This window comes from uncultured Fretibacterium sp., from assembly GCF_938030725.1.
GTDB lineage: Bacteria > Synergistota > Synergistia > Synergistales > Aminobacteriaceae > Fretibacterium.
The window spans coordinates 1-14,565 of sequence record NZ_CALHIQ010000062.1 but is presented as its reverse complement, the minus strand read 5'-3'; the positions used below and the strand labels follow the sequence as shown (position 1 = coordinate 14,565).

13 protein-coding genes are annotated in these 14,565 nt (G+C 64.3%); 2 read left to right on the top strand and 11 right to left on the bottom strand.

From position 1 onward, the window contains the following. The 6 genes from rpsD to Q0629_RS03845 form a co-directional block, all read right to left on the bottom strand. A partial coding sequence (gene rpsD / locus Q0629_RS03870) for a 30S ribosomal protein S4 (protein ID WP_298779164.1) occupies positions 1 to 563 on the bottom strand: 563 nt, incomplete at its 3' end. Between the two features lie 176 nt (positions 564 to 739). Continuing rightward, positions 740 to 931: a hypothetical protein gene (locus Q0629_RS03865; RefSeq protein WP_298779161.1), complete on the bottom strand. Its 192-nt coding sequence runs from the start codon at positions 929 to 931 to the stop codon at positions 740 to 742. Positions 932 to 1,007: 76 nt separating this feature from the next. Further along, positions 1,008 to 2,387 carry a glutamate--tRNA ligase gene (gene gltX / locus Q0629_RS03860; protein ID WP_298779158.1) on the bottom strand — a complete coding sequence of 460 codons (1,380 nt, stop codon included), beginning with the start codon at positions 2,385 to 2,387 and terminating at the stop codon, positions 1,008 to 1,010. After that, positions 2,384 to 3,541 (bottom strand): 2-C-methyl-D-erythritol 2,4-cyclodiphosphate synthase, encoded by a 1,158-nt coding sequence (gene ispF, locus Q0629_RS03855; RefSeq protein ID WP_298779156.1) that lies wholly within the window; start codon positions 3,539 to 3,541, stop codon positions 2,384 to 2,386. Before ispF ends, gltX begins: the two co-directional genes overlap by 4 nt. Next, positions 3,538 to 4,170, bottom strand: coding sequence for a recombination mediator RecR (gene recR / locus Q0629_RS03850; protein ID WP_298779153.1), 633 nt, complete (start codon positions 4,168 to 4,170; stop codon positions 3,538 to 3,540). Before recR ends, ispF begins: the two co-directional genes overlap by 4 nt. A gap of 9 nt (positions 4,171 to 4,179) precedes the next feature. Continuing rightward, complete coding sequence (locus tag Q0629_RS03845) at positions 4,180 to 4,491, bottom strand: YbaB/EbfC family nucleoid-associated protein (protein WP_298779150.1); 312 nt, start codon at positions 4,489 to 4,491, stop codon at positions 4,180 to 4,182. A 195-nt stretch (positions 4,492 to 4,686) separates the two neighbouring features. Here Q0629_RS03845 and nagA point away from each other — a divergent pair, with 195 nt between their 5' ends. Further along, positions 4,687 to 5,823 carry an N-acetylglucosamine-6-phosphate deacetylase gene (gene nagA, locus Q0629_RS03840; RefSeq protein WP_298779148.1) on the top strand — a complete coding sequence of 379 codons (1,137 nt, stop codon included), beginning with the start codon at positions 4,687 to 4,689 and terminating at the stop codon, positions 5,821 to 5,823. A 64-nt stretch (positions 5,824 to 5,887) separates the two neighbouring features. Here nagA and Q0629_RS03835 read toward each other — a convergent pair whose 3' ends face one another. The 4 genes from Q0629_RS03835 to Q0629_RS03820 all read right to left on the bottom strand — a co-directional run bounded on the left by Q0629_RS03835 (position 5,888) and on the right by Q0629_RS03820 (position 10,618). Next, a complete protein-coding gene (locus Q0629_RS03835; protein WP_298779145.1) occupies positions 5,888 to 6,250 on the bottom strand; it encodes a VOC family protein in 363 nt (120 codons plus the stop codon). A gap of 39 nt (positions 6,251 to 6,289) precedes the next feature. Further along, a complete protein-coding gene (gene aspS, locus Q0629_RS03830) occupies positions 6,290 to 8,116 on the bottom strand; it encodes an aspartate--tRNA ligase (protein ID WP_298779141.1) in 1,827 nt (608 codons plus the stop codon). Between the two features lie 86 nt (positions 8,117 to 8,202). After that, entirely contained in the window at positions 8,203 to 9,198 is a 996-nt protein-coding gene (locus tag Q0629_RS03825; protein WP_298779139.1) for an AIR synthase family protein, read from the bottom strand. A 226-nt stretch (positions 9,199 to 9,424) separates the two neighbouring features. After that, a complete protein-coding gene (locus Q0629_RS03820; RefSeq protein ID WP_298779166.1) occupies positions 9,425 to 10,618 on the bottom strand; it encodes a sodium ion-translocating decarboxylase subunit beta in 1,194 nt (397 codons plus the stop codon). 340 nt (positions 10,619 to 10,958) lie between these two features. Here Q0629_RS03820 and Q0629_RS03815 point away from each other — a divergent pair, with 340 nt between their 5' ends. Further along, complete coding sequence (locus tag Q0629_RS03815; protein ID WP_298779136.1) at positions 10,959 to 13,610, top strand: valine--tRNA ligase; 2,652 nt, start codon at positions 10,959 to 10,961, stop codon at positions 13,608 to 13,610. Positions 13,611 to 13,673: 63 nt separating this feature from the next. On the opposite strand, the gene Q0629_RS03810 is transcribed toward Q0629_RS03815, so the two are convergent. Then, the gene (locus Q0629_RS03810; RefSeq protein ID WP_298779134.1) at positions 13,674 to 14,363 is read right to left on the bottom strand and encodes a response regulator transcription factor; all 690 of its coding nucleotides are present in this window, start codon (positions 14,361 to 14,363) and stop codon (positions 13,674 to 13,676) included. Positions 14,364 to 14,565 lie beyond the last annotated feature (202 nt).

Sequence of the window (14,565 nt, the reverse complement as noted above, 5' to 3'; positions counted from 1 at the left end):
TTGACTTCGATGGGGAGCTCCTCTCGCATAGGCTCCCGGATCAGCTTGGCGCTGAACTGGTTCTTGTCCTTCTCAAGGTAGGGCACGCTGAAGGAGGCCAGTCCCTGAAAGTTGTTCTGGAAGGTTTCGTTCGTCCGGGACTTCTCCTTCAGGCTGATCACGTCGTTCACCTTGACGTTGCAGGACGGGATGTCCACCTTGACGCCGTTCAGGAGGATATGGCCATGGCTCACCATCTGGCGCGCCTGACGAATGGAACGGGCAAAGCCGATGCGGTAGACCAGGTTGTCCAAGCGGCACTCCAAGTTCTTCAGGAGGGCCACGCCGGTCATCTCCGTGCTCTTCTTCGCGATCTTAAAGTAACGGGCAAACTGACGCTCCAAGATGCCGTAGTAGGCCTTGATCTTCTGCTTCTCCATCAGCTGAAGGGCATACTGCGACACCTTCTGACCGCCCCGGGCGGGCTTCTTGGTGTCCACCCTCTTCATCGCCTTGGGGTGGCCGCAGACGTTGACGCCCAAGTGGCGCGACAGCTTGAAACGGGGTTCTCTCCGAGTTGCCATAAAGACACTCCTTCACTCAAATTTTATCTAAAACTTCAGCGGGCCCCAGAGGCCCTGTTCACACCCAAAGCCAAGTTGTTAGCCCATCAACAACTTTTTGAGTTTATCACCTGTCCATGAAAATGTAAAGGTCAAAAACATCTCCGCTTCGCGATTCCTGCTTCGTCGGCGCTTCCCTAGATGCTGCTGTCCTCGATGAACGCAGGCCAGAAGTTCTCTATCGCCTCTTCGTAGGCCTCGAAGGAGGGCAACTCGATGACCTCGTCGATGAGGACGTACTGCTCAAAGCTGCCCAGCTCCAGCTCTCCAACCCAGTTCTCCACGTCACACACCTTGTTGTGCGAGTAGACGCCCGCCACGCCGTTCACCGTCCTTCAAGTCCTCTGCGTTTCATCATTATACCAGAATACACCAGAATACCGGCGCGGGCCGGAGAGCGCCCACTCAAGGACCTCCGTTCAGGCGCGCACAGCACGCTTCCTTCCCCATGGCGAACAGCACCAGCGGCAGCGCCGGTCCCTTGTCGGCACCCGTCAGAAAAAGGCGCAGCGGGTGAAAGAACTCGCGCCCCTTAAGCCCCTGGTCCTTCATAAAGGCCCCAAGGGCCGACTTCAGGGCCTCCGGGCTCCAGTCCTCTGCCTCCGCAAGGGCTGCCGCGAGAGCCGGCATCCAGGGGGAGCGCTCCCCTTCCGGAGGTCGGGTCAGAAAGGCAAGGGCGTCGCGCAGGTCGGGCAGGAAGGGCCTCTCCTCAAGCATGTCCCCGATCAGCGGCGCGAGGCGATCGGCGAAGGGGCGCAGAGTCGGCGTCGCAGCGGCGAGGTCCAGGGCCAGCTGGGCCCCGCCCCGACGCTCCATGGCCTGCCTCTGCCAGTAGAGCAGGTGCCCTTCGTCGTGGATCGGCGAGGACCGGACGATCGTCGAGAGCGAAAAGGTCGTCGGCAGACGGCTCAGGTCCAGCATCGGCGCGCCCTCCGGAGGGGTCCAGCTCAGCGTCGCCAGGTAGGCGATCAAGGCCTCGGGCAGGAACCCCCGTTCGCGGTACTCGCGAATGGGCGTAGAGCCCGTCCGTTTGCTCAGCTTCTGCCGGTCCGGCGAGAGGACCATGGGGATATGGGCAAAGGCCGGACGCGGCCACCCCATCCGGTCCAGGATCGCGAGCTGGCGCGCCGTGTTGGGGACGTGTTCATCCCCGCGGATAACGTGGGTGACGTCCATCAGATGATCGTCCACGGCGGAGGCGAACAGGTAGGTCACGGTGCCGTCGTTCCGCTCAAGGACGAAGTCGCCGATCGACCCAGCGGGGAAGGACTGTCGCCCGCGGACGAGGTCGTCAAAGGCGATGTCCTGGTCCGGCAGCGCCAGGCGCCAGCAGGGCCGCTCTCCGTCGGCGATGCGGCGAGCGGCCTCCTCAGGGGTGAGTCCGCGGCACCGCCCGTCGTACCGCGGCGGTTCTCCCCGCGCCAGTTGGTCCCGGCGCAGGGCGGCCAATCGCTCCTCCGAGCAGAAACAGGGGTAGACCGCCCCGATCGCCCTCAGATGATCCATCTCGTGGCGATAGAGGGCTCCGCGTTCGCTCTGCCGGAAACTCGCGCTTGAGGGCATGCCCGGCCCCTCGTCCCAATCGAGCCCCAGCCAGCGCAGGTCGTCGATCAGCGCGGCCTCGAACTCCGGCCGAGAGCGCTCCGCGTCCGTGTCGTCGATGCGCAGGATGAAGCGCCCCTCCTCCCCCGCTGAGCGGGCGCACAGAAAGTTAAAGAGAGCGGTGCGCGCACCGCCGATGTGCAACTCCCCCGTCGGCGAGGGGGCAAAGCGCGTGCGGATCATCTTGTCCCGTCCCCGTACAGGGTGGCGGAGGCCCAGCAGGTCATGGAGCCCCCAAGGCCGGGGTCGCCCGTCCCCTCGGCGGACTTCGCCTTGAGGCTGACGCAGTTGGGCAGATCCGGGTTCAAAATTGCCGAGAGCCGCTTTCGCATCTCAGCAAGGTGAGGGCCGAGGCGCGGGACCTGCGCCTGGACCACGGCATCCACCCAGGCAATCGTCCACCCCGCCTCGACGACGAGGTCCACGGCCGTCTTGAGAAGTTCCATGCTGTCCGCATCCCGGTACTCCTCGCTGCTGGCGGGAAAGAGCGTCCCGATGTCGGGCAGGCCCGCCGCCCCCAGGATCGCGTCGGCGACGGTGTGGGCCAGCAGGTCGGCATCGGAATGTCCCAGGAGCCCCAGGGGGGAGTCCTCGATCAGGACGCCGCCAAGGATCAGCGGGCGTTCCGGGACCAGACGATGGACGTCGTACCCCAGCCCCGTCCGGACGGTTGGGGCTCGCCGCCCCTCTGCGATCCTCTCCGCGATGTGCAGGTCGTCGGGCCAGGTCACCTTGAAGTTCAGGCGCTCCCCCTCCACGCAGTGCAGTTCCAGGCCTGAGGCCAGCCACGCCTCGGCCTCGTCCTTCACGGCGGAGCCGCGATCCCGCAAAGCGGCCATCAGGGTCGGCCTGTAGAAGGACTGAGGGGTCTGGGTCATGTAGAGGCCGTCACGATCGACCGCCTCCACCCGCTCTCCGTCAATGCGCTTGATGGCGTCCGATGCCGGAAGGACGGGGACGGCCCCTACGCCCTCGCTGGTTTCCTCCATAAGACGGCGCATCAGGGAGATGCTGATGAAGGGACGGGCCGCGTCGTGAACCATGACGTAGTCGAAGGACGCCGCGTTGAGGCCGCTGAGGACGGACTCAGCCCGCGAGGCGCCGCCGCCCGCCAGGCGCAGCGGGATGCGGGCGCTCTGGCGCCAGGGCGGCGGGGTCACCTCGCCCTTGGGAAGGACCAGGACGATCTCCCCGATGCCCTCCTCCGCCATGGAGGCCGCCATCTCCGCGCTCCATCGCCACATCGGACGACCGCCCAGGAGACGGAACTGCTTTCGCTCCCCCCCCATGCGGCTGCCGCTGCCCCCCGCGACGATGACGAACGAAAACTTCTTCATTTTTCTTCCCCGCCCCCATTTCCTGCGGACACGGCCGTGCGCGATTCAAGCGCCGTGTGCAGCGTCATCTTGTCGGCGAACTCGATGGAGCCGCCGACCGGCAGGCCAAAGGCCAGACGCGAGATCTTCATCCCCTCGCGCATCCCCGGAGCCTCCCTCAACGCGTCGAGGAGGGTGTAGTACGTCAGGTCCCCCTCCATGCGGGGGTTGGTGGCGATGATGACCTCCTTCGCGTCGAGCTCCCGAATGTGCGACAGGAGGGAATCCACGCTCTCCGGGCTCAGGTCCTCGTCGTCGAAGGGGGAAACGCGGTTGTCCAGAACGTGGTAGAGGCCGTTGTAGATCCCCGCCTGCTCAAAGGAAACCAGGTCGTCGATGTCCTCCACGACGCAGAGCGTTTGCCGGTCCCGCAACGCGTCGCTGCAGATCGGACAGGGGTCCCCGCTCGATACGTTGCCGCACCTGCTGCAGACGCAAAGCTCATCCTTCAGGGTGGCGATGCGCCTCCCCAGGTCCTGAAGCTCTGCAGAATCCCTCTTTAAAAGGTAAAAGACCATCCGCCTCGCGCTCTTGTTCCCGACGCCGGGGAACTTCGTAAAGGACAGGATCAGGTCCGCGATAGGGTCCAAGGCCGCCGCCTACACTCCGAGCCCCATGGCGCCGAGGGCACCGGTCACGCTGCCCATCCTCTGGGCGGCCAGCTCCTTGCTCTGCTTCAGCCCCTCGTTGACCGCAGCCGTGACGAGGTCCTCCAGCATCTCCCGGTCGTCGGGCTTGATGACCTCAGGGTCGATGTGGATTCCCACCAGGTCCCCGCTCCCGGTGAACACGGCCTTCACCATGCCGCCGCCCACGCTGGCCTCCACGGTTTCCTCCGCCAGCTTTTCCTGTATCTGCATCATCTGCGCCTGCATCTTCTGGGCCTGCTTCATGATATTGTTCAGCTTCATCGAACCAACCTCCAAGGCAAAATGTCGAGCCGGAAAACCTGAAAGCCCTAAAAGCATTTTGAAAGTATAGCGTCTTTTTCCGTTCCACGCACCATAAAATACAACGAGTCCTGAAAAGTCGCCCTGCTCCCGCTATAATACGATCAAACGACGCCCGCACGTGAAGGGCGCGGGCGTTCGAGGGGAGAGGGGCCCATGAAGCTCTTGTCAGGGGAAAGGATCTTGTGGGGCGGCGCGATGCTGGAGGGGCACGCCCTGCTCTTCGAGGGCAGGGTCCTCGCGTGCCTTCCTGTGGAGCGGACCGACGGGATCGAGGCGGAGCGCGTCGAAGCCAGCGGGCGGTACATCTTGCCGGGCTTCGTCAACGTACACGTCCACGGGGCCATGGGCTACGACGCCATGGATGCGACGGACAAGGCCCTCGACGCCCTGAGCCTGGCCATGGCCAAGGACGGCGTCACGGCCTTCCTGCCCACCTCCGTCACCGCTCCGATGGGAGAGATCGACGCTGCGGTCCGCGCCGTGCGCCGGGGCATGGCACGCCCCCTGCCCGGCGCGGCCATCCTGGGGATGCACCTTGAGGGGCCGTGGATCGACGAGGCCATGCGGGGCGCACACCCGGCGGCCTTCATCAGCCGCTCCCCGGACGTTTCCTGGGTGGTGGAGCGCGCGGACGTCCTGCGCATCGTCACGTTCTCGCCGACGCTGGACCCGGAGCACTCCTTCACGCGCCGCCTAAGGGAACTGAGCATCGTACCCTCCCTGGGGCACACCACGGCGGACTTCGACCTGGCGCTCTCCGCCGTGCGGGCGGGGGCACGCTCCATCACGCACCTGTTCAACGCGCAGCGCGGCCTCCACCACCGAAGCCCAGGGATGGTCGGGGCCGCGGCGGTCTCCGACGTCATGTGCGAGTTCATCGCAGACGGACGGCACGTCGTGCCGGAGCTCTTTGAGCCCGTCTGCCGGCTCATCGGGACGGACCGCCTCGTCCTGATCACGGACTCCATGCGCGCAGCGGGCCTGCCCGACGGGGACTATCGCTTCGCAGGCGGCGTCGTGACGGTCCGGGACGGCCTGCCCGTCAACGAGGACGGGACGATCGCGGGGAGCCTCCTCACGATGAACCGCGCCCTCAGAAACTTCCACCAGGGTACCCGGCGCCCCCTGTCCGAGCTCTCGGCAATGGCCTCGCTGAACCCCGCCCGCCTCCTGGGCCTGACGGGCAAGGGGGAGCTTGCGGCCGGGATGGACGCGGACATCGTCTGCCTCGACGACGATTTCAACGTCAGGGCGACCTTCGTCGGAGGCCGTCAGGTCTTTGGCGCATAGAAAAGGCCCCCCGTCCGCTCCGGAGCGTCGAGCGCCGGAGGAACGGGAGGCCTGAGGACCGTCATCAGCGGGGCGGGAGGACCTCCAGCCAGTACCCGTCCGGGTCCTTGATGAAGTAGATTCCCATGGCCTCGTTCTCAAAACAGACCCAGCCCTTTTCGCGGTGAAAGGCGAGGGCCTTATCGTAGTCCTCCACCCGAAAGGCCAGGTGAAACTCCTCCTCGCCCAGGTCGTAGGGCTCCTTGCGCTCCCTCATCCACGTGAGCTCCAACGTGAAGTCGGTCGTCCCGTCGCCCATGTAGACGAGGATGAAGTCCCGCCCCTCCTTGCGCCGGACCTCGTGCAGGCCAAGGGCCTCCTCGTAGAAGGCCAGGCTCCGTTCCAGGTCCAGGACGTTGAAGTTGACGTGGCAAAATTCAGCCCTCAATGCCGTTTCCTCCCTCGGTTCACGATTCGCCAAACACCCTTATTCCGCCTCAGGGGGCACGATGGCAATCCGGAGCTCGTCGAGCCGGGATTGCTCCACGACGTCCGGGGCCTGCGAGAGCAGGCACTGAGCCCGCTGGGTCTTGGGGAACGTCATGACGTCCCGGATGGACTGCCCGCCGCAGAGGAGCATCACCAGACGGTCCACGCCCAGGGCGATGCCGCCGTGGGGGGGCGTCCCGTAGGAGAGCGCGTTCAGGAAGAACCCAAATCGACGCTTGGCCTCCTCTGGCGAGATGCCGAGGCACTTGAAGAGCCGGGCCTGCACCTCCGGATCGTGGATTCGGATGGAGCCTCCTCCCACCTCGTTGCCGTTCAGGACGCAGTCATAGGCGCGGGCGAGGGCCTTCGACGGGTCGCGCTCCATCAGGTCCCCCTCCTCAAGGACGGGTGAGGTGAAGGGATGGTGCATCGCCACCCAACGCTTCTCCTCGTCGCTCCACTCGAAGAGCGGGAACTTCGTCACCCAGAGGAAGCGCCATTCCTTTTCGTTCATGAAGCCGCGGGATCGGCCCAGGTCAAGGCGCAGAACGCCCAGGATGGTGCAGGCCTTGGCGCGGGAGGCGTCCGCCAGCACGAACAGCGCGTCCCCGTCCTTCAGGTTGGCGATCCGGCAGAGCTCCTCCAACTCCCCTTCGGTGAGGAACTTAACCAAGGGGCCCTTCAGAGCTCCCTCCTTCATCTGAAACGCCGCAAGCCCCGACGCGCCGAACTTCTTGGCGCGGTCCTCGAGGTCCATCAGCTCCTTGCGCGAGAGCGCCGCTCCGCCCGGCAGCGGCAGCGCCCTCACCACACCGCCGCCGTTCAGCACCTGCTTGAAGGGCTCGAAGGAGGCCTTTGCAAAGACGGAGGCCACGTCGCAGAGCTCAAGGGTGACGCGCAGGTCCGGCTTGTCGCTCCCGTAGCGGTCCATGGCGTCCCAGTAGAGCATGCGCCCAAAGGGCGTCGGAACGTCCACGCCCAGGACCTCCTTAAAGAGCCCCTTCATGTACCCTTCGATGAGCTCCATGACGTCGTCCTCGACGACGTAGCTCATCTCGATGTCCACCTGCGTGAACTCGGGCTGACGGTCCGCCCGGAGGTCCTCGTCCCGGAAGCAGCGCGCAATCTGGTAATAGCGATCGAAGCCGCTGACCATCAGAATCTGTTTGAAGAGCTGGGGGGATTGGGGTAGCGCGTAGAACGTCCCGGGGTTGACGCGGCTGGGGACGAGGTAGTCCCTGGCCCCTTCGGGGGTGGCCTTCGTCAGGATGGGCGTTTCCAGCTCGACGAAGCCCCGCCCCTCCAGGTAGCGCCGCGTGAAGGCGTTGATTCGGCTGCGGGTGCGCAGGTTGTTCTGCATCCTCTCGCGCCTCAGGTCCAGGTAGCGGTAGGTCAGGCGCAGGTTCTCATCCACGTCGTCCGTCGCCTCCCCCACCTCAAAGGGGATGGGCGACGCCTTGGACAGGACCAGGAGGTCCTGGGCGACGATCTCCACAGCGCCCGTCTTCAGCGTCGGGTTCTCCGTGCCCTCGGGCCGTATCCGGAGCCTGCCCCGCACCGCGACGCAGTACTCGCTCCTCAGTCCGCCCGCGGCCCCGTGGGTATCTCCCGCCTCAGGGTTGAACACCACCTGAACGGACCCCGTGTGATCCCACAGCTCGATGAAGATGATGCCGCCCAGGTCGCGCCGCCTACGCACCCATCCGTTGGCCCGGACCTCTCTGCCCGCGTCCTCCCTGGAGAAATCGCCGCACAGCTTCGTCCGCTGCCACGACCTGTCAAAAAAATCCCCTCTTGCCGTCTCGCTCCCGCTGGAACTCGCCATCGCATAAGCTCTCCTCTGTGACAAAACTATAACCACTGCAAAAGAACAATCCAGTTGGTTCCCTATTATACTATATTCGCGCTGCGCTACGCCCTTCCCCGGGCCAGGAGGTCCCACAGCTCCTCATGCATGTCCAGCCGTTCTTCCGCGGCCTCACCCTCCGCCGTGTCAAATTGTCCTATAACGCTTGAAGGGATACGCTTCTGAAGGAGGGCGGCCTGAGCAGCCCCCACCCCTTCCTCCGGGACCGCGGCGATCAGCATCCCCGACGAGATCAGGCGCAGGGGATCGAAGCCCAGGGACGCCGCTGCCTTCCGCGTGATGGGAGAGATGGGGACGGCGTCGCGGTCGAGCGTCAGCGGAAGCCCGGCAGCCTTGCAGACCTCCAGGAGCGCGCCCTCCAGGCCGCCCTCCGTGGGGTCGTGCATGTAGTGCGAAAAATCCCGAAGGGCCCTGGCCGCGGGGACGACGGAGAGGTTCTTCCTCCAGGCGCGGACCGTCGCCAGCTCCTCCGCGCTGAGACAGCCCAGGAGGTCCGGCCTGTCGTGCGCCAGGATGGACATCCCCTCAAGCCCGGCGTGACCGGTCACGAGGAGCCTGTCGCCCGGCCGTATCCGATTGATCCCCAGCTGGCAGTTGGTTGGCCCCATCATCGTCCCCACGATGACGGGCCAGTCGTAGCGGTCCGACAGTTCCGTGTGTCCGCCCACCACGGCGATCCCCATGGCCGCACAGGCCTCGTGCACCTCCTGCATGATCCGGCTGACCATGGCGACCCCCTCCCCCGCCGGTATGATCAGCGTCACGATGAGCCAGGACGGCTCGCCGCCCTTGCAGACGACGTCGTTGGCGTTCACGTGGACCAGGAGCTCCCCCGCGCCCTCCGAGGCCCCCACAATGGGATCGGACGCCACGGCGAGGAAGCGCTCGGCGTCCGGCCATCGAATCAGCGCAGCGTCCTCGCCGAGTCCGCCTCCGACGATCAAGTCCTTCCGGGGCGCTCCCGCGTAGCGCAGCACGTTCCGGCGGAGCGCGTCCGGCGACAGCTTCCCCAGCACGACGTCTCCTTCAAACTGACCCATGGAACCATCCCTCCCAATCCTGAAACCCTTAGGGGTCGCTCGACCCCCGCTCTCACACCTTTTTGGCAACGCAGGCTCCGGGGCCTGCGGTAGGTTAACGTGGGTTGATTATTGTAGCAAACGAGCGCCAGCCCGTACAGTCGCACAGGGCGCTGGCCATGAGCAAAGCCGCCCCTCAGGGGGCGGCTCGTTCGCTACCTCGACAAATATTTGGATGGCAGATTCCCTACTTGGAGAGGAGCGTCAACATGACGCCCGCCGCAACCGCGGTGCCGATGACGCCCGCCACGTTGGGCCCCATGGCGTGCATCAGCAGGAAGTGGCCGGGGTACTCCTCCTGGACGACCCGCTGCACGACGCGCGCCGCCATGGGGACGGCTGAAACGCCTGCGGAGCCGATCATCGGGTTGATCTTGCCGCCAGAGAGGACCTTCATGAGCTGGCCGAAGAGGACCCCGCCGACCGTGCTGAAGATGAAGGCGATCAGGCCAAGCAGGACGATGATGAGCGTGCGGGCCTGAAGGAACTTGTCGGCCTCCATCGTGGAGCCGACGGCGAGGCCCAGGAAGATCGTGGTGATGTTCAGGAGCTCGTTCTGGGCCGTCTGGCTCAACCGTTCCGTGGCTCCGCACTCGCGCAGCAGGTTGCCGAACATCAGCGTGCCGACCAGCGGCACGCAGGCCGGAAGCACCAGGCCGGCCACGATGGTGCAGATGATGGGGAACAGGACCTTTTCGCGCTTGCTGACGGGGCGGAGCTCGCTCATCACGATGCCGCGGTCCTTCTTCGACGTGAACATCCGAATGAACGGAGGCTGGATCAGCGGGACGAGGGACATGTAGCTGTAGGCCGCAACGGCGATGGCCCCCAGGATTTCCTCCTGTCCCAGCTTCATGGTCAGATAGATGCTCGTGGGGCCGTCCGCGCCACCGATGATGCCGATGCTCGCGGCCTGCTTGATGTTGAAGGCCACGTCAAGGCCGAAGCTTTTGGCGATGGGGCCGACCCAGTTGGCCCCGATGAAGGAGACGAACACGCCGAACTGCGCGGCAGCGCCCAGCAGGAACGTGATCGGGTTCGCGATGAGGGGTCCGAAGTCCGTCAGGGCCCCTATCCCAAGGAAGATGATGATGGGATAGATTTCGTACTGCGCGCCGAAGTAAACGGCCCGCAGGAACCCGAGCGAGGGGTTCTCCGCCGTGGGCATATCCATGATGCCGGACAGGGGCAGGTTGACCAGCAGGCAGCTGAAGGCGATGGGGACGAGGAGCAGGGGCTCAAACCCCTTGCCGATAGCCAGGTAGAGCAGGACGAAGGCGACGATGATCATGACGAGGTTGCCCGTCCCCGCAGGGGAGAACAAGACCGCGAACCCTGATGCCTCAAAGAGCTCGCGCAGCGCTGTGACGTACATTTCCATGCTCCGCATTCCCTCCTAAAGTGCCCTCAGACGCTTTGCCCGAAGGTCCCGTTCGACAAAGAACCACGTTGGAATCCGTTTCTTGAAGCAGTATGAACTAAAATAGCATAAAAGGACAAAAAATGCACGCAGAAACGGAGCCGGACATCGAAAAAGACGAAACTCCGGCGTGCCCTACGGAGCGCATCGATCGGGGACTTATCTTCCCCTGCCTTATCTGCTAAAATGTTTAATTTAGTTATTGTCCTGGCTTCTTTTGAGATCAGCGTTGCGGTCCTGGACTGCCGTTTTACACGACAGCGCGAAGCAGGAATTTTTTGGGGACGGAGTGTCGATTGTGATGAAGAGGAACCGAGAGCTCGCCAAGGGCTATTCGCCCGATGCCATCGAGGAGAAGTGGTATGCGTTCTGGCTGGAGAAGGGGCTGTTCAATGCGGAGCCCGACGCCTCCAAAGAGGCCTTTTCCATTGTGATCCCTCCCCCGAACGTCACGGGGTCGCTCCACATGGGGCACGCCTTCAACAACACCTTTCAGGACATCCTGTGCCGGACGAAACGCATGCAGGGATACAGCGTCCTCTGGCTCCCTGGGACGGACCACGCGGGCATCGCGACGCAGAACGTCGTGGAGAAGGACTTGGCAAAGAAAGGCCTGACCCGCCACGACCTCGGGCGTGAGGCCTTCGTGAAGAAGGTCTGGGAGTGGAAGGAGGTCTACGGCGACCGCATCATCAAGCAGATGAAGCGGCTGGGAAACTCCTGCGACTGGCGGCGCGAGCGCTTTACGTTCGACGAGGGGCTGTCCCGCGCCGTTCGGGCGGTGTTCGTGCGCCTCTACAAGAAGGACCTGATCTACAAGGGCAAGTACATCATCAACTGGTGCTCCCGCTGCCACACCGCCCTCTCCGACCTGGAGGTGGAGTACCGGGAGATGCCCGGAAAGTTCTATTACGTGCGCTATCCCTTCGTCGGTGAGGAGGGATCGCTCCTCGTGGCGACGACGCGCCCGGAAACGATCCTCGGTGACGTGGCCATCGCGGTGCACCCACGGTCGGAGCGGTATCGCGGCATGATCGGGAAAAAGGTCCGCGTTCCCCTGACGGATCGCGAGATTCCCATCATCGAGGACAACATGGTGGACCCGGAGTTCGGGACGGGCTGCGTCAAGATCACGCCGGCCCACGACCCCAACGACTTCCTGGTGGGACAGCGGCACGACCTGGAGCAGATTCAGGTCATCGATTCCGAGGGCGTCATGAACGAGAACGCCGGCAAGTATCGGGGCATGACCTTGGAGCAGGCGCGCGAGGCCGCGGCGAAGGACCTCGACGCGCTGGGGCTGCTGGAGAGGACCGAGGAGATCAAGCACTCCGTCGGCCACTGCCAGAGGTGCGGGACCACCGTGGAGCCCTACCTTTCCGAGCAGTGGTTCGTCCGGACGAAGCCCCTCGCAGAGCGCGGCGTTCAGGCCGTCAAAGAGGGGCGCATCACGTGGACGCCCGCGCAGTGGGAGAAGACGTACTTTCACTGGATGGAGAACATCCGGGACTGGTGCATCTCCCGTCAGCTGTGGTGGGGGCACCGCATCCCGGCCTGGACCTGCGCCGACTGCGGGCACGTCACCGTCGCCGAGGCGGACCCCGCAGAGTGCGAGAAGTGCGGCAGCAGGAACATCGCTCAGGACGAGGACGTCCTGGACACCTGGTTCAGCAGCGCGCTCTGGCCCTTCTCCACGATGGGCTGGCCCGAAAGGACCCCAACGCTCGAATACTTCTATCCCACGTCGCTCATGGTGACGGGGTTTGACATCATCTTCTTCTGGGTGGCCCGGATGATCATGATGGGGCTCGAATTCATGGACGAAGTTCCCTTCAAGGACGTCTACATCCACTCCCTGATCCGGGACGAGAAGGGCGACAAGATGAGCAAGTCGAAGGGCAACGTCATCGACCCCCTCGTCATGATCGACAAGTACGGCGCAGACGCGCTGCGCATGGCCCTGGCAGCGCTCTCCACTCAGGGACGGGACATCCTGCTCTCCTCCGACAAGATCGAAACCTACCGGTACTTCATGAACAAGCTGTGGAACGCGGCACGGTTTGCCCTGATGAACCTCGACGACGAGTCCCAGCCCATCGACCAAACCCATCTGCGCCTTCAGGACCGCTGGATACTCACCCGCTGCCAGGAGGTCACTCAAAAGATCACGAAGTGCATCGACGGCTACGACATCGGCGAAGCTGCCCGGAGCCTCTACGACTTCACCTGGGGCGACGTCTGCGACTGGTACATCGAGATGTCGAAGCCCGCGCTGCGCGGCGACGAGGGGCCGGAGCGCAGGCGAACGGCACAGGGCGTGCTGGAGGAGGTCTTTAAGACGCTCCTTCCGCTGCTCCACCCCTTCATCCCCTTCGTGACGGAGGAGCTGTGGGCCGCGTTCGGCTGGGGCGACACCTCCATCATGAGGGCTCCGTGGCCCCGGCCTCAGGAGGCGCTTCGCTTTGCCGACGTCCACCCCTCCATGCGTACGCTGCAGGATACGGTGTCTGCCCTGCGCAACCTGCGGGCGGAGGCACACGTCACTCCCCAGCAGTGGATGAGCCGTGCGGTGGTCCGGGTGGGCGATCCCGTCGTCGCGGAGATGCTGCGCGACAACATGGGACAGCTCTCAGGCCTCTGCCGCGTCCACGAGGTCGCAATCACCCCGCTGTCCGAGCCGCGGCCCGCGGCCTCACTGACCTCCGTCGTGGGGGATGCCGAGATCAGTCTGCCCGTGGGGGACGTGCTCGACATCCCGTCGGAGATCGCCCGCTTGACCCAGGAGATCGCCTCCATTGAGAAGAACGTGGCGGCCAGTCAAACCAGACTCGATAAGCCCAGCTTCGTCTCCCGTGCCCCTCAGGAAGTGGTGGAGAAGGAGCGCGCGCGGGTGGCTGAAGGCACGGCACAGATCGCCCGATTGAAGGAGAACCTCGACAGCATCAGCCACTAGGTGCCGGATGCAGTGCGCCCCCCACAGGTTGTGGGGGGCGCACTTTTTTGTTTGAGCGGGGGATCAGTTCTCGATTCCCGCGCCGTCGCCGGTGATCTGCTCCATCGTTTCTGGGCTCATCTGGGCGAAGCCCAGCTTCCAGGCGAGGATGGCCGCCTGGGTGCGGTCGCGCAGCTCCAGTTTCTTCAGCATGTGGCTGACGTGGTTCTTAACCGTCTTCTCGGAGAGGACGGTCTTCTGCGCCACCTCCTGGTTGCTCATCCCCTGGGAGAGCCAGTACAGGACCACCTTCTCACGGGGGGAGAGGTCGTCCAGAAGGCTGTTCTCGTTCTTCCTCCTGGAGAAGCTGGTCATCAACTTCCCCGCTACCTTGGGGTCCACGTAGGGCTCGCCGCGGCAGGCCGCGCGAATGGCCGCGATCAACTCCGACCTTCCGGAGGACTTGAGGACGAACCCCTTCACCCCCTCAGCGGAGAGGGTGGCCAAGCAGTCCTCGTCATCGTAGGCGCTGACGGCCACGGAGGCGGCCTTGATGCCTCTGGCCTTGATCTCCCGCGCCAGCTGCACCCCGTCCATCTGCGGCATGTTGATGTCGAAAAGGATGACGTCAGGGCGGTGCTGGCGAAGCAGCTCCAGCGCCTCCTCGCCGTCGGCCCCCTCCCCCACGACCTTGATGTCCGGCTCCAGCTCCAGAATCTTGCGCAGGCCATCTCTGAAGAGCTTGTGGTCGTCCGCTACGACTATTTTGATCATGATCCCCGCACCTCATCTCATCTGCCTTGACTCCAGCTCGGTCCTCTCGAAGGTCGAGTGAAAGTCCTTCAGGAATTTTACCGAGAATCTGGATTTGCACCTTCATTTTTTGCCAAACTATGCTATAGTTACTGGCGTTGACCTGACGCGCGCCTGTAGCTCAGTGGATAGAGTGACGGCCTCCGGAGCCGTAGGCCGGGCG

What these genes read in the sequence shown, in the direction of transcription:
- gltX (WP_298779158.1), bottom strand. Translation starts at nt 2,387, where the DNA reads ATGATCCGCACGCGCTTTGCCCCCTCGCCGACGGGGGAGTTGCACATC.
- ispF (WP_298779156.1), bottom strand. Translation starts at nt 3,541, where the DNA reads ATGAAGAAGTTTTCGTTCGTCATCGTCGCGGGGGGCAGCGGCAGCCGC.
- Q0629_RS03845 (WP_298779150.1), bottom strand. Translation starts at nt 4,491, where the DNA reads ATGAAGCTGAACAATATCATGAAGCAGGCCCAGAAGATGCAGGCGCAG.
- nagA (WP_298779148.1), top strand. Translation starts at nt 4,687, where the DNA reads ATGAAGCTCTTGTCAGGGGAAAGGATCTTGTGGGGCGGCGCGATGCTG.
- aspS (WP_298779141.1), bottom strand. Translation starts at nt 8,116, where the DNA reads ATGGCGAGTTCCAGCGGGAGCGAGACGGCAAGAGGGGATTTTTTTGAC.
- Q0629_RS03825 (WP_298779139.1), bottom strand. Translation starts at nt 9,198, where the DNA reads ATGGGTCAGTTTGAAGGAGACGTCGTGCTGGGGAAGCTGTCGCCGGAC.
- Q0629_RS03820 (WP_298779166.1), bottom strand. Translation starts at nt 10,618, where the DNA reads ATGGAAATGTACGTCACAGCGCTGCGCGAGCTCTTTGAGGCATCAGGG.
- Q0629_RS03815 (WP_298779136.1), top strand. Translation starts at nt 10,959, where the DNA reads ATGAAGAGGAACCGAGAGCTCGCCAAGGGCTATTCGCCCGATGCCATC.
- Q0629_RS03810 (WP_298779134.1), bottom strand. Translation starts at nt 14,363, where the DNA reads ATGATCAAAATAGTCGTAGCGGACGACCACAAGCTCTTCAGAGATGGC.